Consider the following 20,660-nt stretch of genomic DNA (forward strand, 5'->3'; position numbering starts at 1 on the left):
GATCGCTTAAGTACGAAAATCGTGATCCCGGATCTCTTTCAGGTCGGGGATCACATCCGCGGTGCCATGGCGCATGACCATCAGCGCCCCGGCGCGCATCGCCAGATCAATCGCCTGCGGCATGGTCATGCCCCGGTCCAACCCCGCGACCAGATAGCCCGTAAAGGTATCCCCCGCCCCGGTCGTATCCACCGCCTCGACCCGATAGGCAGGGTAGCTTTCCACCAGATGCGCCTTGTTAGAGACCCATTCGCAGCCCCCGGCGCCCAGTGTCACCACGATGTCATCGACAGGCAGTTGCCGCAGCTCGCCCCCCGTCGCGGCCCGAAGCTGCGCCGCTTCGACCTCGTTCAATACCAACAGATCGATCTGGCCTAGGATCGCCGTCACCGCCGCCGCATCGAAAGGCGCGGCGGCATAGGCCAGCCGCAGGCCCAATGTCTTTGCCGTCCGGGCCGCGAACCGCTGGCCGTTGGTCTCATTCTGCATTAACAGCCAATCGCCAGAGGAGGCCTCACTCAGCGCCGCGCCGATCATCTCATCGGTGATTTCGTGGTTGGTGCCGGGGAAGATGACGATGTTGTTCTCGCCCTCAAGATCAACGGCGATATTGGCGTGACCGGTAACCCCCTCCATCAAGGTGATATGCGCCGTCTCGACCCCGTATTCCAACAACCGTTCCAGCGCCCAACCGCCATCGGCCCCAAGCGCGCCGACATGCATCACCCGCGTCCCGGCGCGGGCGGCGGCGACCGACATATTGGCCCCCTTACCGCCCAGCCCTTGCCGAAAATTGCGGGCCGAAATCGTCTCCCCCGGCCCCGGCAGATGGGGCAACAGATAGAAGTTATCCGCGTTGATAGAGCCGAGGTTCCAGATCATCAGCCCACCTTGCAGGCCGCGAGAATGGCCATGTTAAGAATGTCATTCGCCGTGGAGGTGGAGGAGCAGATCTGGATCGATTTGTCCAAGCCGGTGAGGATCGGCCCGATCACCGTGGCCCCCGCCATCTCTTGCATCAGCTTGACCGAGATGCTGGCCGAGTGCCGCGCTGGCACCACGAGGATATTGGCAGGCCCCGTCAGCCGCGAGAACGGGTAGTTCGCCTGACTGGCCGCGTTCAGAGCCACGTCGACGGTCATCTCGCCTTCGTATTCGAAATCGACGCCGCGCCGGTCGAGCACTTCGGGCGCGAGGTGCATCTTTTCGGCGCGTTCCGAGACGGGGTAGCCAAAGGTCGAGAAGCTGACGAAGGCAACCCGCGGCTCCAGCCCCAGATGCCGCGCCACACGCGCGCCGCTTTCGGCGATATTGGCCAGATCGTTCTCATTGGGCCATTCATGAACCAGCGTATCCGCGATAAAGACGATGCGCCCCTTGTGCAGCAACGCCGTGATGCCTGCGGCTCCGGCTTCGGCATTTGCGTCAAAGACGTGGTTCAACCGTTCCAACACATGCGCTGACTTGCGGGTGGCCCCGGTCACCAGACCGTCGCCGTGCCCATGTGCCAGCATCAGGGCCGCAAAGACATGCCGGTCGCGAGAGGCAAGGCGGTGGATATCCTTGCGGTCGAAACCCTTGCGCTGCAACCGACCATAAAGGAAATCTTTGTATGTTTCCAAATGCTGTGTATTGGCGGCGTTCACCACCTCCAACTCGCGCACCGCGTCGGCCATGCCCGCTTCTTCGAGCTTGGCACGCACGTCATCCTCGCGGCCCACGACCAGCGACTTGCCCAAGCCCGCACGCTGGTACATCACCGCCGCGCGCAGCACCTTGGGGTCATCGCCCTCGGCAAAGATCATCCGCGCCTGATTGGCCCGGGCGCGGGCGTTGATGCCGCGCAGGATGCTCGCCGTTGGGTCCATCCGCGATTTCAGCCCCAGTTCATAGGCATCCATGTCGATGATCGGCCGCCGCGCCGCCCCTGTGTCCATCCCGGCTTTGGCAACGGCAGGCGGAATGCGGTGGATCAGACGCGGATCAAAGGGCGTGGGGATGATATAGTCGCGACCAAAGCTCAGCGTGCGGCCATAGGCCAGCGCCACCTCATCGGGCACATCCTCACGCGCCAGTTGCGCCAACGCATGGGCGCAGGCGATCTTCATCTCGTCGTTGATGGCGCGTGCGTGAATATCCAGCGCACCGCGGAAGAGATAGGGAAAGCCCAGCACGTTGTTAACTTGGTTCGGATAATCCGACCGCCCGGTGGCGACGATGGCGTCCATACGGACCTCATGCGCCTCTTCGGGGGTGATCTCTGGATCCGGGTTCGCCATGGCGAAGATCACCGGGTTATCCGCCATGGAGGCGACCATTGCAGGCGTCACCGCGCCCTTGACCGAAACCCCAAGGAACACATCCGCCCCCTTCATCGCCTCTTCAAGCGTGCGCAGCTCAGTATTGGCGGCATGGGCCGATTTCCACTGGTTCATACCCTCGGTACGACCCTGATAGATCACACCCTTGGTGTCGCACATGATGCAATTGTCATGCCGCGCGCCCATCGATTTGAGCAGTTCCAGACAGGCGATGCCCGCCGCCCCCGCACCATTCAGCACGATGCGCACATCTTCGATCTTTTTGCCCGACAGATGCAGCGCGTTGATCAGCCCTGCGGCACAGATCACCGCCGTGCCGTGCTGGTCGTCATGGAAGACGGGGATGTCCATCTCTTCCTTCAGACGTTGTTCGATGATGAAACACTCAGGCGCCTTGATGTCTTCGAGGTTGATGCCGCCAAAGGTTGGGCCCATCAGCTTGCAGGCGTTGATGAAAGCCTCGGTATCCTCTGTATCAAGCTCGATATCGATCGAGTTCACATCGGCAAAGCGTTTGAACAGAACCGCCTTGCCCTCCATCACTGGCTTGGACGCCAGCGCGCCGAGGTTCCCCAAGCCCAAAACCGCCGTCCCGTTTGAGATCACCGCCACTAGATTGCCCTTGTTGGTGTAGTCATAGGCCGTCTCGGGGTTTTCCGCGATCGCCTCGCAGGGCACCGCCACGCCGGGGGAATAGGCGAGGCTGAGGTCTCGCTGGGTGGTCATCGGCACCGTAGCCGAGATCTCGAATTTGCCGGGCGTCGGCTCAAGGTGAAAGGCAAGCGCCTCTTCAGAGGTGATACGGTTCTTTCTGGTCACGATATGGCCCTTCCCTTGCTTTGGAATCTTCTTAGCCACGATCGGACGCCTGCACAACGCAAGCGCCGCGTCAGAGCAAAATTGCTCGATAAAGGCCGCCCATCACGCCTGCACCCCCTTTCCCTGCTTCGGGGGGTTTTGTAGGGTCCGCGCTGCAATAGGGGGCCGCCGTGCAGACAGAAAAAGTAACGCCAATGATGGCGCAATATCTTGAGCTTAAAGCGGACCACGCGGATGCGCTGCTGTTCTACCGCATGGGCGATTTTTACGAGATGTTTTTCGACGATGCCGTGGCCGCTGCCGAGGCGCTGGACATCGCGCTGACCAAACGCGGCAAGCATCAGGGCAAGGACATCGCCATGTGTGGCGTGCCGGTCCATGCCGCCGAAGGCTATCTGCTGACGCTGATCCGCAAGGGCTTTCGCGTGGCGGTCTGCGAGCAGATGGAAAGCCCCGCCGAGGCCAAGAAACGCGGCTATAAGTCAGTGGTGAAACGCGATGTGGTGCGGCTGGTGACACCCGGCACCCTGACCGAAGAGAGCCTGCTGGAAGCCCGCCGTCACAACTACCTCGCTGCCTTTGCCGAGGTCCGTGATGCCTGCGCGATGGCATGGGTCGATATCTCAACCGGCGCGTTCCACGTGATGCCCTTGGCGCAGGTTCGTCTGGGGCCGGAACTGGCGCGGTTGTCGCCGTCTGAGTTGATCGTCTCTGAGGCGAAAGAGAGTGATTTGCACGAAGTCGTCTCTGATTTCGGGATCGCGCTGACGGGCTTGGCCCGCTCAGCCTTCGACAGCACCAGCGCGGAAAAGCGGGTCTGCGACCTGTTTGATATCGCGACGCTGGAGGCATTCGGCAGCTTCACCCGCGCCGAAGTCTCGGCCATGGGCGCGGTAATAGAATACCTCACCATTACGCAACGCGGCAAGCTGCCCCTGCTCCGCCCCCCGCAGAAAGAGGCCGAAGCCCGTACCGTACAGATCGACGCGGCAACCCGGCGCAATCTGGAACTGACGCATTCTCTGAACGGCGGTCGCGGCGGGTCTTTGCTGTCAATCATGGACAATACCGTCACCGCCGGGGGCGCGCGGCTGCTGGAACGGCGGATCTCAAGCCCCTCGCGGGTCGTTGACGTGGTGTCCGCCCGCGCCGATGCGGTCAGCTTTGCCCATGAGAATGCCCGTCTTGCCGAAGACATGCGCCGACGGCTGCGCAATGTTCCGGACCTCGACCGCGCATTGTCGCGGCTGTCGCTCGACCGGGGCGGCCCGCGTGACCTTGCCGCGATCCGCAACGGGTTGATCGAAGCCGAGGCGTTGCACCAGAGCCTAACACAACAGGATCTGCCAGATTTGCTGCGCGAGGCCGCCGAAGGTTTGCAGGGTCATGGCGACCTTATCGACCTGCTGGATCAAGCCTTGGTCGCCGAACCGCCGCTGATGGTGCGGGATGGCGGCTTCATCGCTCCCGGTCACGATGGAGACCTCGACGCCGCACGCGAGTTGCGCGACGAAGGGCGCGGCGTAATCGCGGGCATGCAGCAGCAATTTGTTTCTGACACGGGGATTTCCTCGCTCAAGATCAAGCATAACAATGTCTTGGGCTATTTCGTCGAATGCACCGCGACCCATGCGGAAAAAATGCTCTCTCCGCCGCTGTCAGAGACCTTTATCCACCGTCAGACAACGGCGAACCAAGTGCGGTTCACCACCGTCGAACTGTCTGAGTTGGAGACGAAAATCCTCAACGCTGGCAACCATGCGCAGGAGATCGAAAAACGGCTCTACGAAAGCCTTCGGAGTGCCATTCTGGAACATGCGGCAGAGATCGGCCAAACCTCTGCCGGGCTGGCCGAGGTCGACCTTGCGACAGGTCTGGCCGACCTTGCGCGGAGCGAGAATTGGACCCGCCCGCGCGTTGATATGTCTCGGGCATTTGACATCAAAGGCGGGCGGCATCCGGTGGTTGAGCGCGCTTTGACCCAACAATCAGGCGAGCCTTTTATCGCCAATGACTGCGACCTCAGTGCCGAGGGCGAAGCCGCCAACATCTGGCTGCTGACCGGCCCGAACATGGCCGGTAAATCGACCTTCCTGCGGCAGAACGCCCTGATTGCGTTGATGGCACAGATGGGCAGTTTCGTGCCCGCGACCTCGGCGCATATCGGCGTGGTCAGCCAGCTCTTCAGCCGCGTCGGCGCCTCGGACGATCTGGCCCGCGGCCGCTCGACCTTCATGGTCGAGATGGTCGAGACCGCCGCGATCCTCAACCAAGCCGACGACCGCGCGCTGGTGATCCTCGACGAGATCGGGCGTGGCACGGCGACCTACGACGGTCTCTCGATCGCCTGGGCCACGCTGGAGCATCTGCACGACGTGAACCGCGCGCGGGCGCTGTTTGCCACGCATTACCACGAGATGACGGCGCTTGCCGGAAAACTGCCGGGTGTCGACAATGCCACCGTCGCGGTCAAGGAATGGGAGGGCGAGGTTGTCTTCCTGCACGAGGTGCGCAAGGGGGCGGCTGACCGCTCCTACGGTGTGCAGGTGGCGCAACTCGCGGGCCTGCCCGCCCCGGTGATCGCCCGCGCCCGGGTGGTGTTGGAAGCGCTGGAGAAAGGTGAACGCGAAGGCGGTGCGACGCAAAAGACGCTGATCGACGATCTGCCGCTCTTTGCCGTGAGCCCCACGCCCGCGCCGCAGCCGATGAAATCCTCGCCGGTCGAAGACAAGCTGCGCGAGGTGAGCCCCGACGAACTGTCCCCCCGCGAAGCGCTGGAGCTGATCTACAAACTAAAAGAGGCGGCCACTTCCTGACCGCCTCCTTCAAATTTTCGACTGTTTGACTGGGCTTAGCTCGCCGGGGTCGAAGACACCCCAACCTGCGCGGGGCGCAGCAGACGGTCGTGCAGCATGAAGCCTTCGGCGGCGACCTGAATGATCTCGCCCGCGACGGTGCCGGGCACCGGGGCTTCGAACATCGCTTCGTGATGCTTGGGGTCGAACTTGTCGCCCACTTCGGGTGCGATCACTTCGATGCCGTGCTTTTTAAAGACGTTCAGAAGCTCGCGCATCGTCAGTTCCACACCTTCGAGCAGCGGGCCAAAAGCCTCTTTCTGCTCTTCGGTGGTGGTTTCCAGCGCACGCTTCATGTTGTCGTAGACCGGCAGCATGTCACGGGCAAGCTTGGAGCCGCCGTAGTTCTCAGCCTCGCGCCGATCCTTGTCGGAGCGTTTGCGCGCGTTCTCGGCATCGGCCAGCGCGCGCATGAAACGGTCGCGGTACTGGTCACGCTCGGCGCGCAACTCTTCCACCGCAAGGGCTTCTTCGTCGATCTCGGCCATGTCTTCGGCGTATTCTTCAGCTTCGGCGCTGTCGATCTCGTCCAAAAAGTCGTTTTCTTTCGGCTCTGCCATGTTCCACCTCTAGTTCCGGTCGGAAATCAGCTTTCCCACCAGTTGTGCCGTGTAGTTCACAATCGGCACGATACGTCCATAATTTAAGCGTGTCGGGCCAATGACACCCACGGCGCCGATCACCTTACGATCAGCGTTCATATAAGGGGAAACGACCAGAGAGGAACCCGAAAGTGAGAAAAGTTTGTTTTCGGAGCCGATAAAAATGCGCACACCGTCCCCATCTTCGGCCAGTTCGAGGAATTCGGCGATGTCCCGCTTGCGCTCAAGGTCGTCAAAGAGGCTCCGGATACGGTCGAGGTCTTCGGCCTCCCCCTCCCCGCTCAGCAGATTCGACCGGCCCCGAACAATCAAGCGTTCGGAATGCTCCCCTTCTGCGTCCCACAGCACGGCACCGCTCTCGACCAGCTGTTGGGCCAACACGTCAATCTCCTGACGGCGTTTGGCGATCTCTTGTTTGATGCTGCGTTGCAATTCGCTGAGGGTCTTGCCCTCAACGAAAGCATTCAGAAAATTCGCCGCCTCGCGCATCGAACTGGGCGTTTGCCCCGGCGGAGGCGTGAAAAGCCGGTTTTCCACATGGCCATCTGAAAAGACAAGCACAACCAAGGCCCTATCAGGTGACAGAGAGACGAATTCGATATGCTTTATCGGCGCTTCGTGCTTCGGCGTCAGCACGAGGGAGGCGCCATGCGTTACCCCCGACAAGGCCGAGCCGATCCGGTCCAAAAGCCCGCCCACATCGGACGAATTATTGCCCAGCGTCGCGTCGATCTTTTCGCGGTCCAACTCGGTCGGGTCGCCAATCTCGATCATGCCATCGACGAACATCCGCAGCCCCAATTGGGTCGGAATCCGCCCGGCCGAGACATGCGGGCTGTCGAGCAGCCCCATATATTCGAGATCCTGCATCACATTGCGGATCGTCGCTGCCGAAACCTTTTCGCTGAAGTCGCGCGTCAGCGTGCGCGACCCCACCGGGTCGCCGCTCTCCAGATAGCCTTCGACCACCCGGCGAAACACTTCGCGGGATCGGTCGTTCATGTCTTTCAGCAATTCAGGCGTGTTTTTCATCGGTGCTCGCTCTCTTCCCCAATAAAGGTACAAGCCGGGCAAACGTCAATCGGGGTTGCATCAAAGCCTTGTGGGGCGGTATCCCCGGGCAACATCAAAAAGGATATCTCATGCGTCCCTCTGGCCGGAAACTCGATGAAATGCGCGCCGTCTCGATCGAGACAGGTTTCACCAAACACGCCGAGGGGTCGGCCCTGATTAAGATGGGCGACACGCATGTATTGTGCACCGCGACAATCGAAGACCGCGTACCGCCGTTTATCAAAGGCTCGGGTCTGGGCTGGGTGACCGCCGAATACGGCATGCTGCCCCGCGCCACCAACACGCGGATGCGCCGTGAAGCCGCTTCGGGCAAGCAAGGGGGCCGCACGGTCGAGATCCAGCGCCTGATCGGTCGCGCCCTGCGCGCCGGTGTCGACCGCTCCGCTCTGGGAGAGCGTCAGATCACCGTCGATTGTGACGTGCTTCAGGCCGATGGCGGCACCCGCTGCGCCTCGATCACGGGCGGTTGGATTGCCCTGCGTTTGGCTGTGAATAAACTGATGAAAGCGGGCGATGTCGTCTCTGATCCGCTGGTTGATCCGGTCGCCGCGGTAAGCTGCGGTATCTATGCAGGTCAGCCGGTGCTTGACCTCGACTATCCCGAAGACTCTGAGGCTGGCGTTGACGGTAACTTCATCATGACCGGGTCCGGTAAGCTGATCGAAGTCCAGATGAGCGCCGAAGGCTCTACCTATACGCGGGACCAGATGAACCAGCTGATGGATCTGGCCGAAAAAGGCGTCGGCGAGCTGGCCGCGATCCAGAAATCGGTCACCGCATGACACGCAAGTTCACCGAAAGCCGGATCCTGATCGCCACCCATAACGCGGGCAAGCTGGAAGAAATGGGCCAGCTTTTCGCGCCCCATGGGGTAGAGGTCGTCGGCGCGGCAGAGATGGACCTGCCCGAGCCCGCAGAGACCGAGACCACATTCGTCGGCAATGCCCGGATCAAGGCACATGCGGCGGCCACGGCCACCGGCATGCCCGCCTTGGCCGACGATTCCGGCATTGAGGTCGAAGCCCTGGACAACGCCCCCGGTGTCTATACCGCCGACTGGGCAGAGACCGAGAATGGCCGCGATTTCATCATGGCCATGACCAAAACGCGGGACCTACTGGAAGAAAAGAACGCCCCCCACCCGCGCCGCGCCCGCTTTTGCGCGACGCTGGTGCTGGCTTGGCCCGATGGCCACGACGAAGTCTTTGCGGGTAAGGTAAACGGCACGCTGGTTTGGCCCATGCGGGGCGAACAAGGGCATGGCTATGACCCGATGTTCCAACCCGATGGGCATGACATCACATTCGCCGAGATGGACGCAGAACAGAAAAACAGCATCAGCCACCGTGCTGATGCTTTTGCGAAATTGATTGCGGGCTGTTTTGGCTGAAGATTGGCAACAGGGGGGCTTCGGCCTTTATATCCACTGGCCATTTTGCGAGGCGAAATGTCCCTATTGCGACTTCAACAGCCATGTCAGCCGCCGGATTGACCAAGCCGCATGGCGAGATGCCTATCTGGCAGAGCTTCAGAGAGCCGCGGATGAGACACCTGGCCGCGTCCTCAACGCAGTCTTTTTCGGGGGCGGCACACCCAGCCTGATGAACCCCGATGTTGTGGCCGATATCATTGCCGCGATCCGACGGCACTGGCCGACCGCCAATGATCTAGAACTCACCCTCGAAGCCAACCCCGGTTCTGTCGAAGCAGGCCGTTTCGCCGCCTACCGGCAGGCCGGCGTTTCACGTGTCTCAATGGGAATTCAGGCGCTCAACGATCCGGATCTCAAGCGTTTGGGCCGCCTGCACTCTGCTAAAGAGGCGATGACGGCTTTCGATATCGCCCGCAATACGTTCGAACGGGTCAGTTTCGATCTTATCTATGGCCGTCAGGATCAGACCGCGGCCCAATGGGAAGCCGAGCTCAAGCAGGCTCTATCACTCGCGATAGACCATATTTCGCTCTACCAACTGACCATCGAACAAGGCACCGCTTTCGGTGACCGCTACGCCCGTGGCAAGCTGCGCGGCCTGCCCGACGAAGGTTTGGGCGCGGATATGTTCACACTGACACAAGACATCTGCAACGATATGGGCATGCCCGCTTATGAGGTTTCAAATCACGCGCGCGATGGTGCCCAATCGCGTCACAACCTGATCTATTGGCGCTACGGCGATTACATCGGTATCGGCCCCGGCGCGCACGGACGGCTGACACTTGGCGGACAAAAGCTGGCAACCGTTGCCTATAGCAATCCGCAACGCTGGCTCGATGGTGTCGCGAAAGGCGAAGCGGAGAAACCCCGCACGGCCATCAGCCGAAGCGAACAGGCGACCGAGTTTCTCCTTATGGGTCTACGCCTGAAAGAAGGCGTCGATCTGGCCCGCTACACCGATATCGCCGGGCATGAAATCGACGAAAAGGCCGTCGATCACCTGCAAGATATTGGCATGGCAAAGCGCGAAGCAGGTAGATTAATCGTGTCCGATCAAGGCGTTATTGTTCTAAACGCCGTGATCGAAACGCTTTTGCGCTAGGACCCGCCCAGCAGGCGGCAGATCTCGTCCAACTGGTCAAGCGTGGTATAGTGCAACGTCACCTTACCCGCTTCTTGGCCCGGTTTATGGTCCAAACTCACCTTCATACCAAGGTTAGCTGACAGGTCGCCTTCAAGCGCCTGAGTATCGGCGTCTTTCTCTGAGCGCTGCGAGAGGCGCTCTCTATTTACCATATTACCGCGCTCGCCAGCTTGATCTTTCTTGACCAACGCTTCGGTTGCGCGCACGGAAAGGCCACCCTTGATGACCTGCTGGGCCAATTTCATCGGGTCCTTCGCAGGGATCAGCGCCCGCGCGTGCCCCGCGCTCAATTCATTCTGACGCACCATTTCCTGCACTGGATCCGGCAGGTTCAACAGACGCAAAAGGTTCGCAATATGGCTCCGGCTCTTGCCAAGCGCCTCTGCCATCTTCTCCTGCGTGTGTCCGAACTTATCCATCAGCTGACGATAACCCGCCGCTTCCTCGACCGAGTTCAGGTCGGCCCGCTGGATGTTTTCGATGATCGCAACTTCAAGCACTTCAACATCGGTGAACTCGCGCACAATAACCGGAAGGCTATGTATCTTCGCGATTTGCGAAGCCCGCCACCGCCGTTCGCCAGCGACGATCTCGAAGTAACCATTGTCCAGCGCACGCACGATCAGGGGCTGAATGACCCCCTTTTCTTTGATAGATGCGGCGAGATCGTCAAGATGCTCTTGCTCAAACCGTTTACGCGGCTGATCTGGGTTCGGCTTGATCCGTTCAATCGGAACGAACTGCTCCGCCGCCGCGGCCCCCTTGGCGGCCACGCTCTCTGTCTCAGCTACATCCGCCATCAATGCCGAAAGCCCCCGGCCAAGGCCCCGTTTACGCTCTTGTTTATCTGCCATACTGCCACCTTATTAACCATTGTTTCTCGTTAGCTCTGCCGCCAAATCGCGGTAGGCTTGGGCCCCTTTCGAAGTAGGATCATAACTCAAAACGGGCATCGCAAAACTTGGCGCTTCGCTTACCCGAACATTGCGCGGGATGACGGTCTGGAACACCAGATCTCCGAGGTTCGAACGCGCATCACTCTCAACCTGCTGCGAGAGATTATTTCGCCTATCATACATCGTAAGAAGCACGCCCTCGATCCTCAGCTCTTTATTCCCGCTCTGCCGCACTTCGCGGATCGTAAGCATAAGCTGTGAAAGACCCTCCAGCGCGAAAAACTCGCTCTGAAGCGGCACCAGAACAGAATGCGCCGCGATCATGGCATTTACTGTCAAGAGGTTAAGAGATGGCGGGCAGTCGATCAGGATATAGTCGAACTCAAACTGATCCATCGCTGGCTGCCGCAGCGCATCGTGAAGAAGGAAGCTCCTTTTCTCATTTGAGAAAAGCTCGATATCCGCAGAACTGAGGTCTACCGTTGCAGGAACGATAAGCAATCCATCGGTTTCAGTGCGCTGGATGACATCCTGCGGCAAGCTGTCGTCAAGCAATAGATCATAGGTCGTGAACTCTCGATCCTCCACTTCGATCCCAAGCCCGGTAGAGGCGTTCCCCTGTGGGTCAAGATCGACAACGAGGATCCGCTTGCCCGCCTCTGCGAGCGCTGCCGCGAGGTTGATCGTGGTTGTGGTCTTACCAACGCCGCCTTTTTGGTTTGCAATTGCAACGATTTTCGGTCCAGCCGGACGAGAGAGGTCAGACACGAGTGATATCCTTAATCTTCAAAATAGCGGCAGCCGGATTGGTTTTGCTCTCTACGGCTTCGAGCGCGTAAGCCCAGACTTGCTTAGCATCATTGTCTTCGCTTCGCCAATTCTGCCCCTTGGGAAAGAGCGCGGTACCATCAGAATTCAGATGAAGTTCAGTGAAGTCCAGAAGCTGCGTCAAATCAGCAAGAGCCCGTGCCGACAATACATCGGCTTCAAGACCATCCAACTGTTCGATTCTTTCGGTTTTCACTGAGGCGGTCAGGCTGAGTTCCCGTATTGCGGTACGGAGAAACGCGCATTTTCGTTGATCACTCTCGACCATGGTTACTTGAAAATTCCGCGCTTCTTGATTGAGAATCGCAACGACGATTCCCGGAAACCCTCCGCCGCTGCCAAGATCAACCCAATGCCCCTCGCCCTCTGCAAGTTCAAAAACCTGTACGGAATCGAGGATATGCCGCTGCCAGAGATCATCCAAGCTGTTTTTGGAAACCAAATTGATCTTCAGATTCCATTTCCGCACTAGCTCAGCGAAAGCTATCAGCTTGTCAAATGTTTCACGTGAAACATTCAGGGTGTTCTCTATCGTCATGCAGACCTCTTACCCGTTCCTCTTTTCACCCGCGCGAGTATTAAGGTTAGGGCAGCTGGCGTCATCCCGTCTATACGGGCCGCCTGTGCCATCGTCTCCGGCCGGGCCGCCGCGATCTTCGACTTCAATTCATTGGAGAGCCCAGCAAGCTCGTCGAACATGAAATCAAGCGGGATCCGAAGGCCCTCGTCCTTTTTGAGAAGATCGATCTCTTTCTGCTGACGGGAGATATAAGTCGCGTACAGCGCATCGCGCTCAATCTGGCGTCGCACCTCTTTTGGGGCTATCTCTAAGCTACTATCGAGCGACAGAAGATCCTCGAACTTAACGTCCGGAAACGCAAGGACCTGAAAACCATTCCGTTTCGAACCGTCTTGATTGACGGCAATACCGCCTGCCAGGAGTTCCTTCGGGGTCCAATCTATTGCCTGCAATTGCTCCTTAAAGGCCTCCAAAGAAGCCAGCTTACGCTGAAAGAGCTTACCTCGAGCTTCCGATACGCAGCCGAGCTCGATTGCCAAGGGCGTCAGGCGCTGGTCAGCGTTGTCTGCGCGTAGGGACAGCCGGAACTCCGCCCGGGACGTAAACATGCGATATGGCTCGCTCACACCTCGGGTCGTCAGGTCATCGATCATGACGCCGATATAGCTCTCAGCACGTCCAAATGTCACAGCGTCCCTACCCTGCGACATCAAAGCAGCATTTAGTCCTGCGACGAGGCCCTGAGCAGCGGCTTCCTCGTAACCTGTGGTGCCATTGATCTGACCCGCCAAATAGAGGCCCGGCACGGTCCGCACGGCGAGGGTCGAAGACAGAGCACGCGGGTCTATGTAATCATACTCAATGGCATAGCCGGGCTGGAGGATTATTGCATTTTCGAGCCCAACCATACTACGTACGTAGGCCTCTTGCACGTCTTCCGGCAGGGACGTTGAAATTCCGTTCGGGTATACAGTGTGGTCGTCTACGCCCTCAGGCTCCAAGAAAACCTGATGCGAGTCCTTATCCGCAAATCGAACCACCTTGTCTTCAATAGATGGGCAGTACCGCGGGCCCACACCATCGATATGCCCTCCGTACATGGCGGACCTATCTAGGTTCTCGCGAATGATCTGATGAGTTTTCTGGTTGGTGTGCGTTATCCCGCAGGCAACCTGCGGTGCAGATACTTCTGTGGAGAGGAATGAAAATACGACAGGCTCCTCGTCGCCTGGCTGTTTTTCCAAAATATCCCAGTTAATGGTCCGGCCATCCAAGCGCGGCGGCGTCCCTGTCTTCAACCGTCCCATAGGAAGGCCAAAGGAATCGATCCGTTCAGCGAGCCGAACGGAGGCTTTGTCGCCCATTCGTCCACCCTGGTGCGATACGTCGCCGATGTGAATGACGCCCCGCAAAAAGGTTCCAGTGGTCAGCACCACAGAGGTCGCTCGGATAGTAGCGCCGTCGGCCAGTACCACCCCGGCCACCGTGTCGCCATCCATCGCGAAATCCACGACTTCGCCTTCGACAATATCGAGGTTTTCTTGGCCTTCGATCTCTTTAAGCATCTCGGTACGGTAGATCCTGCGATCTGCCTGGGCACGCGGCCCTTGAACCGCGGGGCCCTTGCGACGGTTCAGCAGGCGAAACTGAATGCCAGCCTTATCTGCCACCCGCCCCATAACGCCGTCCATGGCGTCAATCTCTCGGACGAGGTGACCTTTGCCCAGCCCTCCAATCGCAGGATTGCAAGACATCACACCGATGCTGTTCCGGTCCATCGTCACAAGAGCGGTATGAGCTCCGATACGCGCCGAAGCGTGAGCCGCTTCCGCGCCCGCATGGCCGCCGCCGATCACGATCACATCAAAATGTTTCACGTGAAACACTCCATCATTTACCTACGCAAAAGCTGGTGAAGATTTCATCCAGCAGGTTTTCGACATCTATTCGGCCAACTAAGGCTTCGAGCGCGCGTATAGCGAATCGCAATTCCGCCGCGGCTAAATCATAAAAGTCGGGTCCTCGCTGGAGGATAACATCTACCTCCGCCAAACACGAGACGGCTTGCTCCAGAGCGACGCGATGTCGCTCATGCGTCGCTAGTCCGATGCGGGCGCTCTTCGTCGAAAGGGTCGTTTGGACCCGGGCAATAAGCTCAGAGACGCCCTGCCCGGTTTTTCCAGATATCCCGCTTTCCTCGATACCTGTAAGATCCGCCTTTGGTCGAACCACTATATCATCGGGCTCCGGAGCGATCATCAAAGTCTCATCCGGGGCGGCAAGAAAGACTCGCAGATCTGCGGCTCGCGCGCGTTCGATGGCCCGCTCGACTCCGATAGCCTCAATCTTATCATCGCTATCGCGCAGACCCGCCGTATCCAGCAGTGTCACAGGAAGACCGCCGAGGTCCATCCTTACCTCGATCACGTCCCGGGTCGTGCCCGCAATTTCGGAAGTAATCGCGGCGTCTCGGCCCGCGAGAGCGTTTAGAAGGGTCGATTTACCAGCGTTTGGTGCGCCGATGATGGCAACTTCGAAGCCATTGCGAATGCGCTCTGCGACATAAGTGCCCCGTGCCTCGGCCTGCAATTCCTGTCCGACCTTGGTTAGCAGCGCGTTGACCTCGGGAGTGACATCGACGGGAACCTCTTCGTCTGCGAAGTCGATCGTCGCTTCAAGCAAGGCGGCAGCCCGGATCAGGTCTTTCCGCCAGTCTTCAACCCGTGCGCCAAGGTGCCCGGAGAGAACGCGGAGAGCTTGCTTTCTTTGAGCCTCGGTTTCTGCTTCGATGAGATCTGCCAGACCTTCGACCTGTGCGAGGTCCAGCTTTTCATTTTCTAGAGCGCGACGGGTGAATTCACCTGCCTCAGCCATTCGTGTTTCCGAAAATGTCGAGAGCAGTGAGAGCATAGCGCGCACGACAGCGATCGACCCGTGGACTTGCAGCTCGACAACATCTTCACCGGTGAAGGAATTCGGCCCCGGAAAACTGAGGACCAAGGCTTGGTCGATCACCTCCGCCTCGGCGCCCCGAAGATTGCGCAGCACGCTTTCGCGTCCCTCAGGGCGTTGGCCGGTGATCTTCTCTGCGATCGCAAAGGCCCGCGGGCCGGAAATGCGGATCACCGCAACGCCGGCACGGCCCGGCGCTGACGCTTGGGCGAATATCGTGTCCATAGTTCACTAACCTATTGTTATTAATAAATAACTCAGGTGTTCATGGAGTCGAAGAAGTCAGAATTCGACTTGGTTTGCTTAAGTTTGCCGAGCAGGAACTCGATGGCGTCGGTGGTGCCCATCGGGTTGAGAATGCGGCGAAGGACAAAGGTCTTTTGTAGGTCCACTTTATCGACCAGCAGATCCTCTTTCCGGGTGCCGGACTTGAGGATGTCGATTGCCGGGAAGACGCGCTTGTCGGCGATTTTGCGGTCAAGCACGATCTCGGAGTTGCCGGTGCCTTTGAACTCTTCAAAGATCACCTCGTCCATGCGGCTGCCGGTGTCGATCAGCGCGGTAGCGATGATGGTGAGCGATCCGCCCTCTTCGATGTTCCGCGCGGCACCGAAGAAACGTTTGGGCCGTTGCAGGGCGTTGGCGTCGACACCACCAGTCAGAACCTTACCCGAAGATGGCACCACGGTGTTGAACGCGCGGCCCAGACGGGTGATCGAATCGAGCAAGATCACCACGTCGCGCTTGTGTTCAACAAGACGCTTGGCTTTCTCGATCACCATCTCGGACACGGCCACGTGGCGCGTTGCAGGTTCATCGAAAGTGGAGGATACGACCTCCCCCTTCACCGAACGCTGCATGTCGGTGACTTCCTCGGGCCGTTCGTCGATCAGCAAGACGATGAGATAGCACTCTGGGTGGTTCTTTTCGATGCTGTTAGCGATGTTCTGCAGCAGCACGGTCTTACCGGTGCGCGGCGGGGCGACGATCAGCGAACGCTGGCCTTTGCCGATGGGCGAAACCAGATCGATGATCCGCGCGGAGCGGTCTTTGATCGTGGGGTCGTCGACCTCCATCGTCAGACGCTCGTCAGGGTAAAGCGGCGTCAGGTTCTCAAAAGCAACCTTGTGGCGGGCCTTCTCGGGCGCCTCAAAATTGATCTTGGTCACTTCGGTCAGCGCGAAATAGCGCTCGGTGTCGTCAGGCGCTTTGATCAGCCCTTCAATGGTATCCCCGGTGCGCAGCGACCATTTGCGGATCATGTCGGGCGAGACATAGATGTCATCGGGGCCCGGCAGGTAGTTCGCTTCAGGCGAGCGCAGGAAACCGAATCCGTCCTGCAGCACTTCAAGCACGCCATCGCCGGAGATTTCCCAGCCCTCATCCGCGCGTTCGCGGAGGATCTGGAACATCATCTCGCCCTTGCGCATCGTCGAGGCGTTTTCGATCTCGAGCTCTTCGGCCATGGCGAGCAGGTTTTTCGGCGTCTGCGCCTTAAGATCAGCGAGGTTCAGCGTTTCGGTTGTCATGAAGCATCCTGTTCAGCCGCAGCAGAATGCGGGCTGGTCGATCATTTGAATGTGGCAAGCAGAAACCGCCCCGGACGGGACAGTGGCGCAGATATAGGCAACGGCGCTGCTTGAGTCAATTACTTCAGAATTTCACAACGACCGAGAAGACGATCACGATCATCAAAAGCGTTGGCACCTCGTTCAAAAGGCGGAACTGACGGCCTGTCACCGTGCTGTCGCCGCTTTCGACGGATTTGACCTGTTTTTTAAGCCAAACGTGGAAAATCGTCATGGCGACGACGCTAGCACCCTTGGTCCAAGGCCAGATCATCGTCCAATCCACGATTCCGGGCGTCAGAACGAGGGCGAGGCCGAAACCCCATGTCGCCATCATCGCGGGGCGCATGATGAACTGAGCGAGCTTAAATTCCATCATCGAGAAGGTCTCATGCATCCGACCTGCCGAGCCTGCCTGTTCGACATGATGCACGAAGAGCCGCGGCAGATAGAACAGCGCGGCCATCCAACTGATGACGGACACGATATGGAGCGCTTTGATCCACGGATAGGCGAGGCTGAGAAGATCAAACATGGGGACGGCTCCGGTGTGCGTGCTTCTTTCTTAATAAATAAGAAAAGAGAAAAGATGTAGTTGATTGTAGGGAACCGGATTCCTGTGGATTAATGATTTATACCGCCGCTTATCAACAGGTGAACAAACTTCACGGCCACCTGTGGATAAACCCGCCCCGATTCGCGAATGTTGAACTTTCTCAGGATCTTGCCAGCGTATTTTCCGGGGGACAAAATGTATCAAAGCGGGGATAACCGGTGAAGTGCCGTGGTTATACGCACAAGCAGCTTATCCCTATCCATCGGGGTGGGAATCGGCGACAAAAACCGCGACTCGGGGCGAGATCTGCGGGCTTGTGCTGTCAACTTTTATCTCGCAGAACAAATCCTCAAGATTTGCGCCAGATCATCACAGGGTTATCCACATGCCGCAGAAAATCGTCCTCGCCTCCGGCTCGGAGATCCGCGCGAAACTCTTGGCGCAGGCCGCGATCCCGCATGAGGTGATCCCGGCGCGGATCGACGAAGAGATGATCACCGCCGCCCTGCGGGCAGAGGCGGCGAAACCGCGCGACATCGCCGATACATTGGCCGAGATGAAGGCCCGCAAGGTGAGCGAAAAACACCCCGGCGCGCTGGTATTGGGTTGCGATCAGGTTTTGGAGCATCGCGGAGAGATGTTGCACAAGCCGCGTGACCGGGATGAGGCCATCGCGCAGCTTCACCAATTGCGCGGGGATCGGCATTCGCTGCTCTCTGCCGCCGTGCTCTACGAAGATGGTGAACCGCTGTGGCGGCATGTCGGCCAAGTGCGCCTGCGGATGCGTGATGCAAGTGACGCCTATATCAAGGACTACGTTGAGCGGAACTGGGACAGCATCCGCCACGCGGTGGGCTGCTATAAGCTGGAAGAAGAAGGTGTGCGGCTGTTCAGCCAGATTGAGGGGGATTACTTTCACGTCCTCGGTATGCCATTTCTTGAACTGCTGAATTACCTGACGCTGCGCGGAGACCTCACGACATGAGCCTGTCCAAAATCCCCCTTGCCGGTGTGATCGGATCGCCCATCGCGCATTCCAAATCCCCGCAACTGCACCGCCATTGGCTAGAGACCTACGGCATCGCGGGTCATTATGTACCGCTTGATGTGGCGCCCGATGATCTGGAGCAGGTTTTGCGGACACTGCCCAAGATGGGTTTCGTCGGGGTAAACCTGACGATCCCCCATAAGGAGGCGGTGATGAAGATCGCGGATCTCATCACCGACCGCGCCACATTGATTGGTGCCGCCAATACGCTGATCTTTCGTCCCGATGGCAAAATTCATGCTGATAATACGGATGGCTATGGGTTCATCGAAAACCTCAAAGCCGGTGCGCCCGATTGGGATCCAAAATCCGGACCAGCGGCGATCTTGGGTGCAGGCGGCGCGGCGCGCGCTGTGGTCTCGTCGCTTTTGGACGCTGGGGTGCCTGAGATCTGCCTGTCGAACCGCACCCGCGTGCGGGCAGAGCAGTTGCAGCGCGATTTCGGCAGCAGGGTCAAAGTCGTCGATTGGATGCAGGCAGGCAATATGATTGATCATGCCGCCTTGGTGGTGAACACCACATCGCTTGGTATGATTGGCAAGGGTGCTTTGCGTGTGCCGCTTGATGGGTTGCGCCCCGGCACCGTGGTGACGGATCTCGTTTATGCGCCGCTTCGCACACATCTGCTGGAAACGGCCGAGGAAATGGGCTGCGTCACGGTCGACGGCCTTGGCATGTTATTGCATCAGGCGGTGCCCGCGTTTGAGCGTTGGTTCGGCCAGCGGCCAGAGGTTGACCGCGCCACGCGCACGGTGGTGCTGCGCTGATGTTTTACCTCGGGCTGACCGGGTCGATCGGCATGGGCAAATCGACCACGGCAAAGATGTTTGCCGAGGAAGGCTGCGCCGTGTGGGATGCCGACGCAGCGGTGCACCGGCTTTATGCAAAGGGGGGCGCAGCGGTCGCGCCCATGCGGGCGGCGTTTCCGACGGCGATAGAGGCTGGCGCGGTTTCTCGCGCCGCATTGAAAGAGATCATCGCCGCTGATCCCACCGCCCTGCCCCGGATCGAGTCCATCGTACATCCGCTGGTGGCCCAAGACCGGGCGACATTTCTGGCCGAAGCCCAAAGCGACATTGCCGTGCTCGACATTCCGTTGCTGTTTGAAACCGGCGGCGACGCTGCGATGGACGCGGTGGTCTGCGTCACGATCCCAGACGCCGTCCAACGCGACCGCGTGCTTGCCCGTGGCACCATGACCGAAGCGCAATTCGATGCCATCCGCGCCAAGCAGATGCCCGCCAAAGAGAAGTGCGCCCGTTCAGACTATGTGATAGTGACCGACACGCCCGACCATGCCCGCGCGCAGGTGCGGGATGTGATCCGCGACATTAGGGAAAAGCTACGTCATGCGTGAAATCGTGCTCGATACCGAAACCACCGGCTTTGACCCCGAAAGCGGCGACCGTATCGTCGAAATCGGCGCGGTCGAGCTGATGAACCACATGGCCACGGGCGAGACCTATCACCAATATATCAACCCCGAACGCTCCATGCCCGAAGAGGCGTTTCAGGTGCACGGGTTGGGTGATGATTTCCTGCGCGACAAGCCCAAGTTTGCGCAGATCGGCAAGTCATTCCTCGACTTTATTGGCACGTCCAAGCTGATCATTCATAACGCGGCCTTCGACATTAAATTCCTGAACGCCGAGCTGCGCTGGATGGGCCTGCCGCAAATCCCATGGGAGCAGGCGCTTGATACGTTGGAAATTGCGCGCAAACGCTTCCCCGGCTCGCCCGCTTCGCTCGACGCGCTGTGCCGTCGCTTTGGGATCGACAATACCTCGCGAACGCTGCATGGCGCCCTGCTCGACAGTGAGATTCTGGCCGAAGTCTATCTGGAATTGATCGGGGGGCGGCAGCCCGACTTTGCGCTGTCATCGGCGCCCGAACGGAAATCCGGTGAGCCTGACACGCGCTGGACCCCGAAACCGCGGCCCAATCTCCTGCCTTCGCGTCTGACAGAGGCCGAAGCCGCCGCCCATGCCGAATTTGTCGGCAAGCTGGGCGACGACGCGCTGTGGAAACAGCTTGGCTGACGC

General features: G+C 59.1%; 19 protein-coding genes. 8 read left to right on the forward strand and 11 right to left on the reverse strand.

Annotated elements, in window-relative coordinates:
- Positions 1–6: 6 nt before the first annotated feature.
- Positions 7–882, reverse strand: coding sequence for a ribokinase (locus K3758_RS00305; RefSeq protein ID WP_259946769.1), 876 nt, complete (start codon positions 880–882; stop codon positions 7–9).
- Complete coding sequence (locus tag K3758_RS00310) at positions 882–3,140, reverse strand: NADP-dependent malic enzyme (protein ID WP_259946770.1); 2,259 nt, start codon at positions 3,138–3,140, stop codon at positions 882–884. The genes K3758_RS00305 and K3758_RS00310 overlap by 1 nt, the downstream gene beginning before the upstream one ends.
- Before the next feature lie 194 nt (positions 3,141–3,334).
- Between K3758_RS00310 and mutS the strand changes: the two genes are divergently transcribed.
- Entirely contained in the window at positions 3,335–5,956 is a 2,622-nt protein-coding gene (gene mutS, locus K3758_RS00315) for a DNA mismatch repair protein MutS (RefSeq protein ID WP_259950140.1), read from the forward strand.
- 35 nt (positions 5,957–5,991) lie between these two features.
- On the opposite strand, the gene K3758_RS00320 is transcribed toward mutS, so the two are convergent.
- Positions 5,992–6,555, reverse strand: coding sequence for a nucleotide exchange factor GrpE (locus K3758_RS00320; RefSeq protein WP_067630818.1), 564 nt, complete (start codon positions 6,553–6,555; stop codon positions 5,992–5,994).
- Positions 6,556–6,564: 9 nt separating this feature from the next.
- Positions 6,565–7,629: a heat-inducible transcriptional repressor HrcA gene (gene hrcA / locus K3758_RS00325; RefSeq protein WP_120349793.1), complete on the reverse strand. Its 1,065-nt coding sequence runs from the start codon at positions 7,627–7,629 to the stop codon at positions 6,565–6,567.
- Positions 7,630–7,739: 110 nt separating this feature from the next.
- Between hrcA and rph the strand changes: the two genes are divergently transcribed.
- From rph to hemW, 3 genes are read left to right on the forward strand one after another with little or no spacing between them, the layout of a single operon-like run.
- On the forward strand, positions 7,740–8,453 hold the full coding sequence (rph, locus tag K3758_RS00330; RefSeq protein ID WP_067630810.1) for a ribonuclease PH: 714 nt from the start codon (positions 7,740–7,742) through the stop codon (positions 8,451–8,453).
- Entirely contained in the window at positions 8,450–9,061 is a 612-nt protein-coding gene (gene rdgB, locus K3758_RS00335; protein ID WP_259946772.1) for an RdgB/HAM1 family non-canonical purine NTP pyrophosphatase, read from the forward strand. The genes rph and rdgB overlap by 4 nt, the downstream gene beginning before the upstream one ends.
- The gene (gene hemW, locus K3758_RS00340; protein ID WP_259946774.1) at positions 9,054–10,208 is read left to right on the forward strand and encodes a radical SAM family heme chaperone HemW; all 1,155 of its coding nucleotides are present in this window, start codon (positions 9,054–9,056) and stop codon (positions 10,206–10,208) included. The genes rdgB and hemW overlap by 8 nt, the downstream gene beginning before the upstream one ends.
- Here hemW and K3758_RS00345 read toward each other — a convergent pair.
- From K3758_RS00345 to K3758_RS00375, 7 genes are all read right to left on the reverse strand, one after another.
- Positions 10,205–11,104, reverse strand: a complete 900-nt coding sequence (locus K3758_RS00345) for a ParB/RepB/Spo0J family partition protein (RefSeq protein ID WP_259946775.1) — start codon at positions 11,102–11,104, stop codon at positions 10,205–10,207. The two genes, hemW and K3758_RS00345, sit on opposite strands and share 4 nt — an antisense overlap.
- Before the next feature lie 12 nt (positions 11,105–11,116).
- Complete coding sequence (locus K3758_RS00350) at positions 11,117–11,914, reverse strand: ParA family protein (protein ID WP_067630794.1); 798 nt, start codon at positions 11,912–11,914, stop codon at positions 11,117–11,119.
- Positions 11,907–12,512, reverse strand: a complete 606-nt coding sequence (gene rsmG, locus K3758_RS00355; protein WP_259946777.1) for a 16S rRNA (guanine(527)-N(7))-methyltransferase RsmG — start codon at positions 12,510–12,512, stop codon at positions 11,907–11,909. The genes K3758_RS00350 and rsmG overlap by 8 nt, the downstream gene beginning before the upstream one ends.
- Positions 12,509–14,371: a tRNA uridine-5-carboxymethylaminomethyl(34) synthesis enzyme MnmG gene (gene mnmG, locus K3758_RS00360; protein WP_259946779.1), complete on the reverse strand. Its 1,863-nt coding sequence runs from the start codon at positions 14,369–14,371 to the stop codon at positions 12,509–12,511. Before mnmG ends, rsmG begins: the two co-directional genes overlap by 4 nt.
- Before the next feature lie 13 nt (positions 14,372–14,384).
- Positions 14,385–15,671 carry a tRNA uridine-5-carboxymethylaminomethyl(34) synthesis GTPase MnmE gene (gene mnmE / locus K3758_RS00365; protein ID WP_259946781.1) on the reverse strand — a complete coding sequence of 429 codons (1,287 nt, stop codon included), beginning with the start codon at positions 15,669–15,671 and terminating at the stop codon, positions 14,385–14,387.
- 32 nt (positions 15,672–15,703) lie between these two features.
- Positions 15,704–16,975, reverse strand: coding sequence for a transcription termination factor Rho (gene rho / locus K3758_RS00370; protein ID WP_093927598.1), 1,272 nt, complete (start codon positions 16,973–16,975; stop codon positions 15,704–15,706).
- Between the two features lie 124 nt (positions 16,976–17,099).
- Positions 17,100–17,549, reverse strand: a complete 450-nt coding sequence (locus K3758_RS00375; protein ID WP_120349800.1) for a CopD family protein — start codon at positions 17,547–17,549, stop codon at positions 17,100–17,102.
- A 406-nt stretch (positions 17,550–17,955) separates the two neighbouring features.
- Between K3758_RS00375 and K3758_RS00380 the strand changes: the two genes are divergently transcribed.
- Genes K3758_RS00380 through dnaQ form a run of 4 tightly spaced genes read left to right on the forward strand, consistent with a single transcriptional unit; the run spans position 17,956 to position 20,657 of the window.
- On the forward strand, positions 17,956–18,555 hold the full coding sequence (locus K3758_RS00380; RefSeq protein WP_259946783.1) for a nucleoside triphosphate pyrophosphatase: 600 nt from the start codon (positions 17,956–17,958) through the stop codon (positions 18,553–18,555).
- Positions 18,552–19,385, forward strand: a complete 834-nt coding sequence (locus K3758_RS00385) for a shikimate dehydrogenase (protein WP_259946785.1) — start codon at positions 18,552–18,554, stop codon at positions 19,383–19,385. The genes K3758_RS00380 and K3758_RS00385 overlap by 4 nt, the downstream gene beginning before the upstream one ends.
- Complete coding sequence (coaE, locus tag K3758_RS00390) at positions 19,385–19,975, forward strand: dephospho-CoA kinase (RefSeq protein ID WP_259946786.1); 591 nt, start codon at positions 19,385–19,387, stop codon at positions 19,973–19,975. The genes K3758_RS00385 and coaE overlap by 1 nt, the downstream gene beginning before the upstream one ends.
- Positions 19,968–20,657 (forward strand): DNA polymerase III subunit epsilon, encoded by a 690-nt coding sequence (gene dnaQ / locus K3758_RS00395; protein WP_067937387.1) that lies wholly within the window; start codon positions 19,968–19,970, stop codon positions 20,655–20,657. Before coaE ends, dnaQ begins: the two co-directional genes overlap by 8 nt.
- Positions 20,658–20,660: the final 3 nt, after the last annotated feature.

This window comes from Sulfitobacter sp. W002 (genome assembly GCF_025142135.1).
Classification (GTDB): Bacteria; Pseudomonadota; Alphaproteobacteria; order Rhodobacterales; family Rhodobacteraceae; genus Sulfitobacter; species Sulfitobacter profundi.

Bases quoted from the DNA above. Each gene is read 5' to 3' on its own strand.
- K3758_RS00305 (WP_259946769.1), bottom strand. From the start codon at position 882: ATGATCTGGAACCTCGGCTCTATCAACGCGGATAACTTCTATCTGTTG.
- mutS (WP_259950140.1), top strand. From the start codon at position 3,335: ATGATGGCGCAATATCTTGAGCTTAAAGCGGACCACGCGGATGCGCTG.
- K3758_RS00320 (WP_067630818.1), bottom strand. From the start codon at position 6,555: ATGGCAGAGCCGAAAGAAAACGACTTTTTGGACGAGATCGACAGCGCC.
- hrcA (WP_120349793.1), bottom strand. From the start codon at position 7,629: ATGAAAAACACGCCTGAATTGCTGAAAGACATGAACGACCGATCCCGC.
- rph (WP_067630810.1), top strand. From the start codon at position 7,740: ATGCGTCCCTCTGGCCGGAAACTCGATGAAATGCGCGCCGTCTCGATC.
- rdgB (WP_259946772.1), top strand. From the start codon at position 8,450: ATGACACGCAAGTTCACCGAAAGCCGGATCCTGATCGCCACCCATAAC.
- K3758_RS00345 (WP_259946775.1), bottom strand. From the start codon at position 11,104: ATGGCAGATAAACAAGAGCGTAAACGGGGCCTTGGCCGGGGGCTTTCG.
- rsmG (WP_259946777.1), bottom strand. From the start codon at position 12,512: ATGACGATAGAGAACACCCTGAATGTTTCACGTGAAACATTTGACAAG.
- mnmE (WP_259946781.1), bottom strand. From the start codon at position 15,671: ATGGACACGATATTCGCCCAAGCGTCAGCGCCGGGCCGTGCCGGCGTT.
- rho (WP_093927598.1), bottom strand. From the start codon at position 16,975: ATGACAACCGAAACGCTGAACCTCGCTGATCTTAAGGCGCAGACGCCG.
- K3758_RS00375 (WP_120349800.1), bottom strand. From the start codon at position 17,549: ATGTTTGATCTTCTCAGCCTCGCCTATCCGTGGATCAAAGCGCTCCAT.
- K3758_RS00380 (WP_259946783.1), top strand. From the start codon at position 17,956: ATGCCGCAGAAAATCGTCCTCGCCTCCGGCTCGGAGATCCGCGCGAAA.
- K3758_RS00385 (WP_259946785.1), top strand. From the start codon at position 18,552: ATGAGCCTGTCCAAAATCCCCCTTGCCGGTGTGATCGGATCGCCCATC.
- coaE (WP_259946786.1), top strand. From the start codon at position 19,385: ATGTTTTACCTCGGGCTGACCGGGTCGATCGGCATGGGCAAATCGACC.
- dnaQ (WP_067937387.1), top strand. From the start codon at position 19,968: ATGCGTGAAATCGTGCTCGATACCGAAACCACCGGCTTTGACCCCGAA.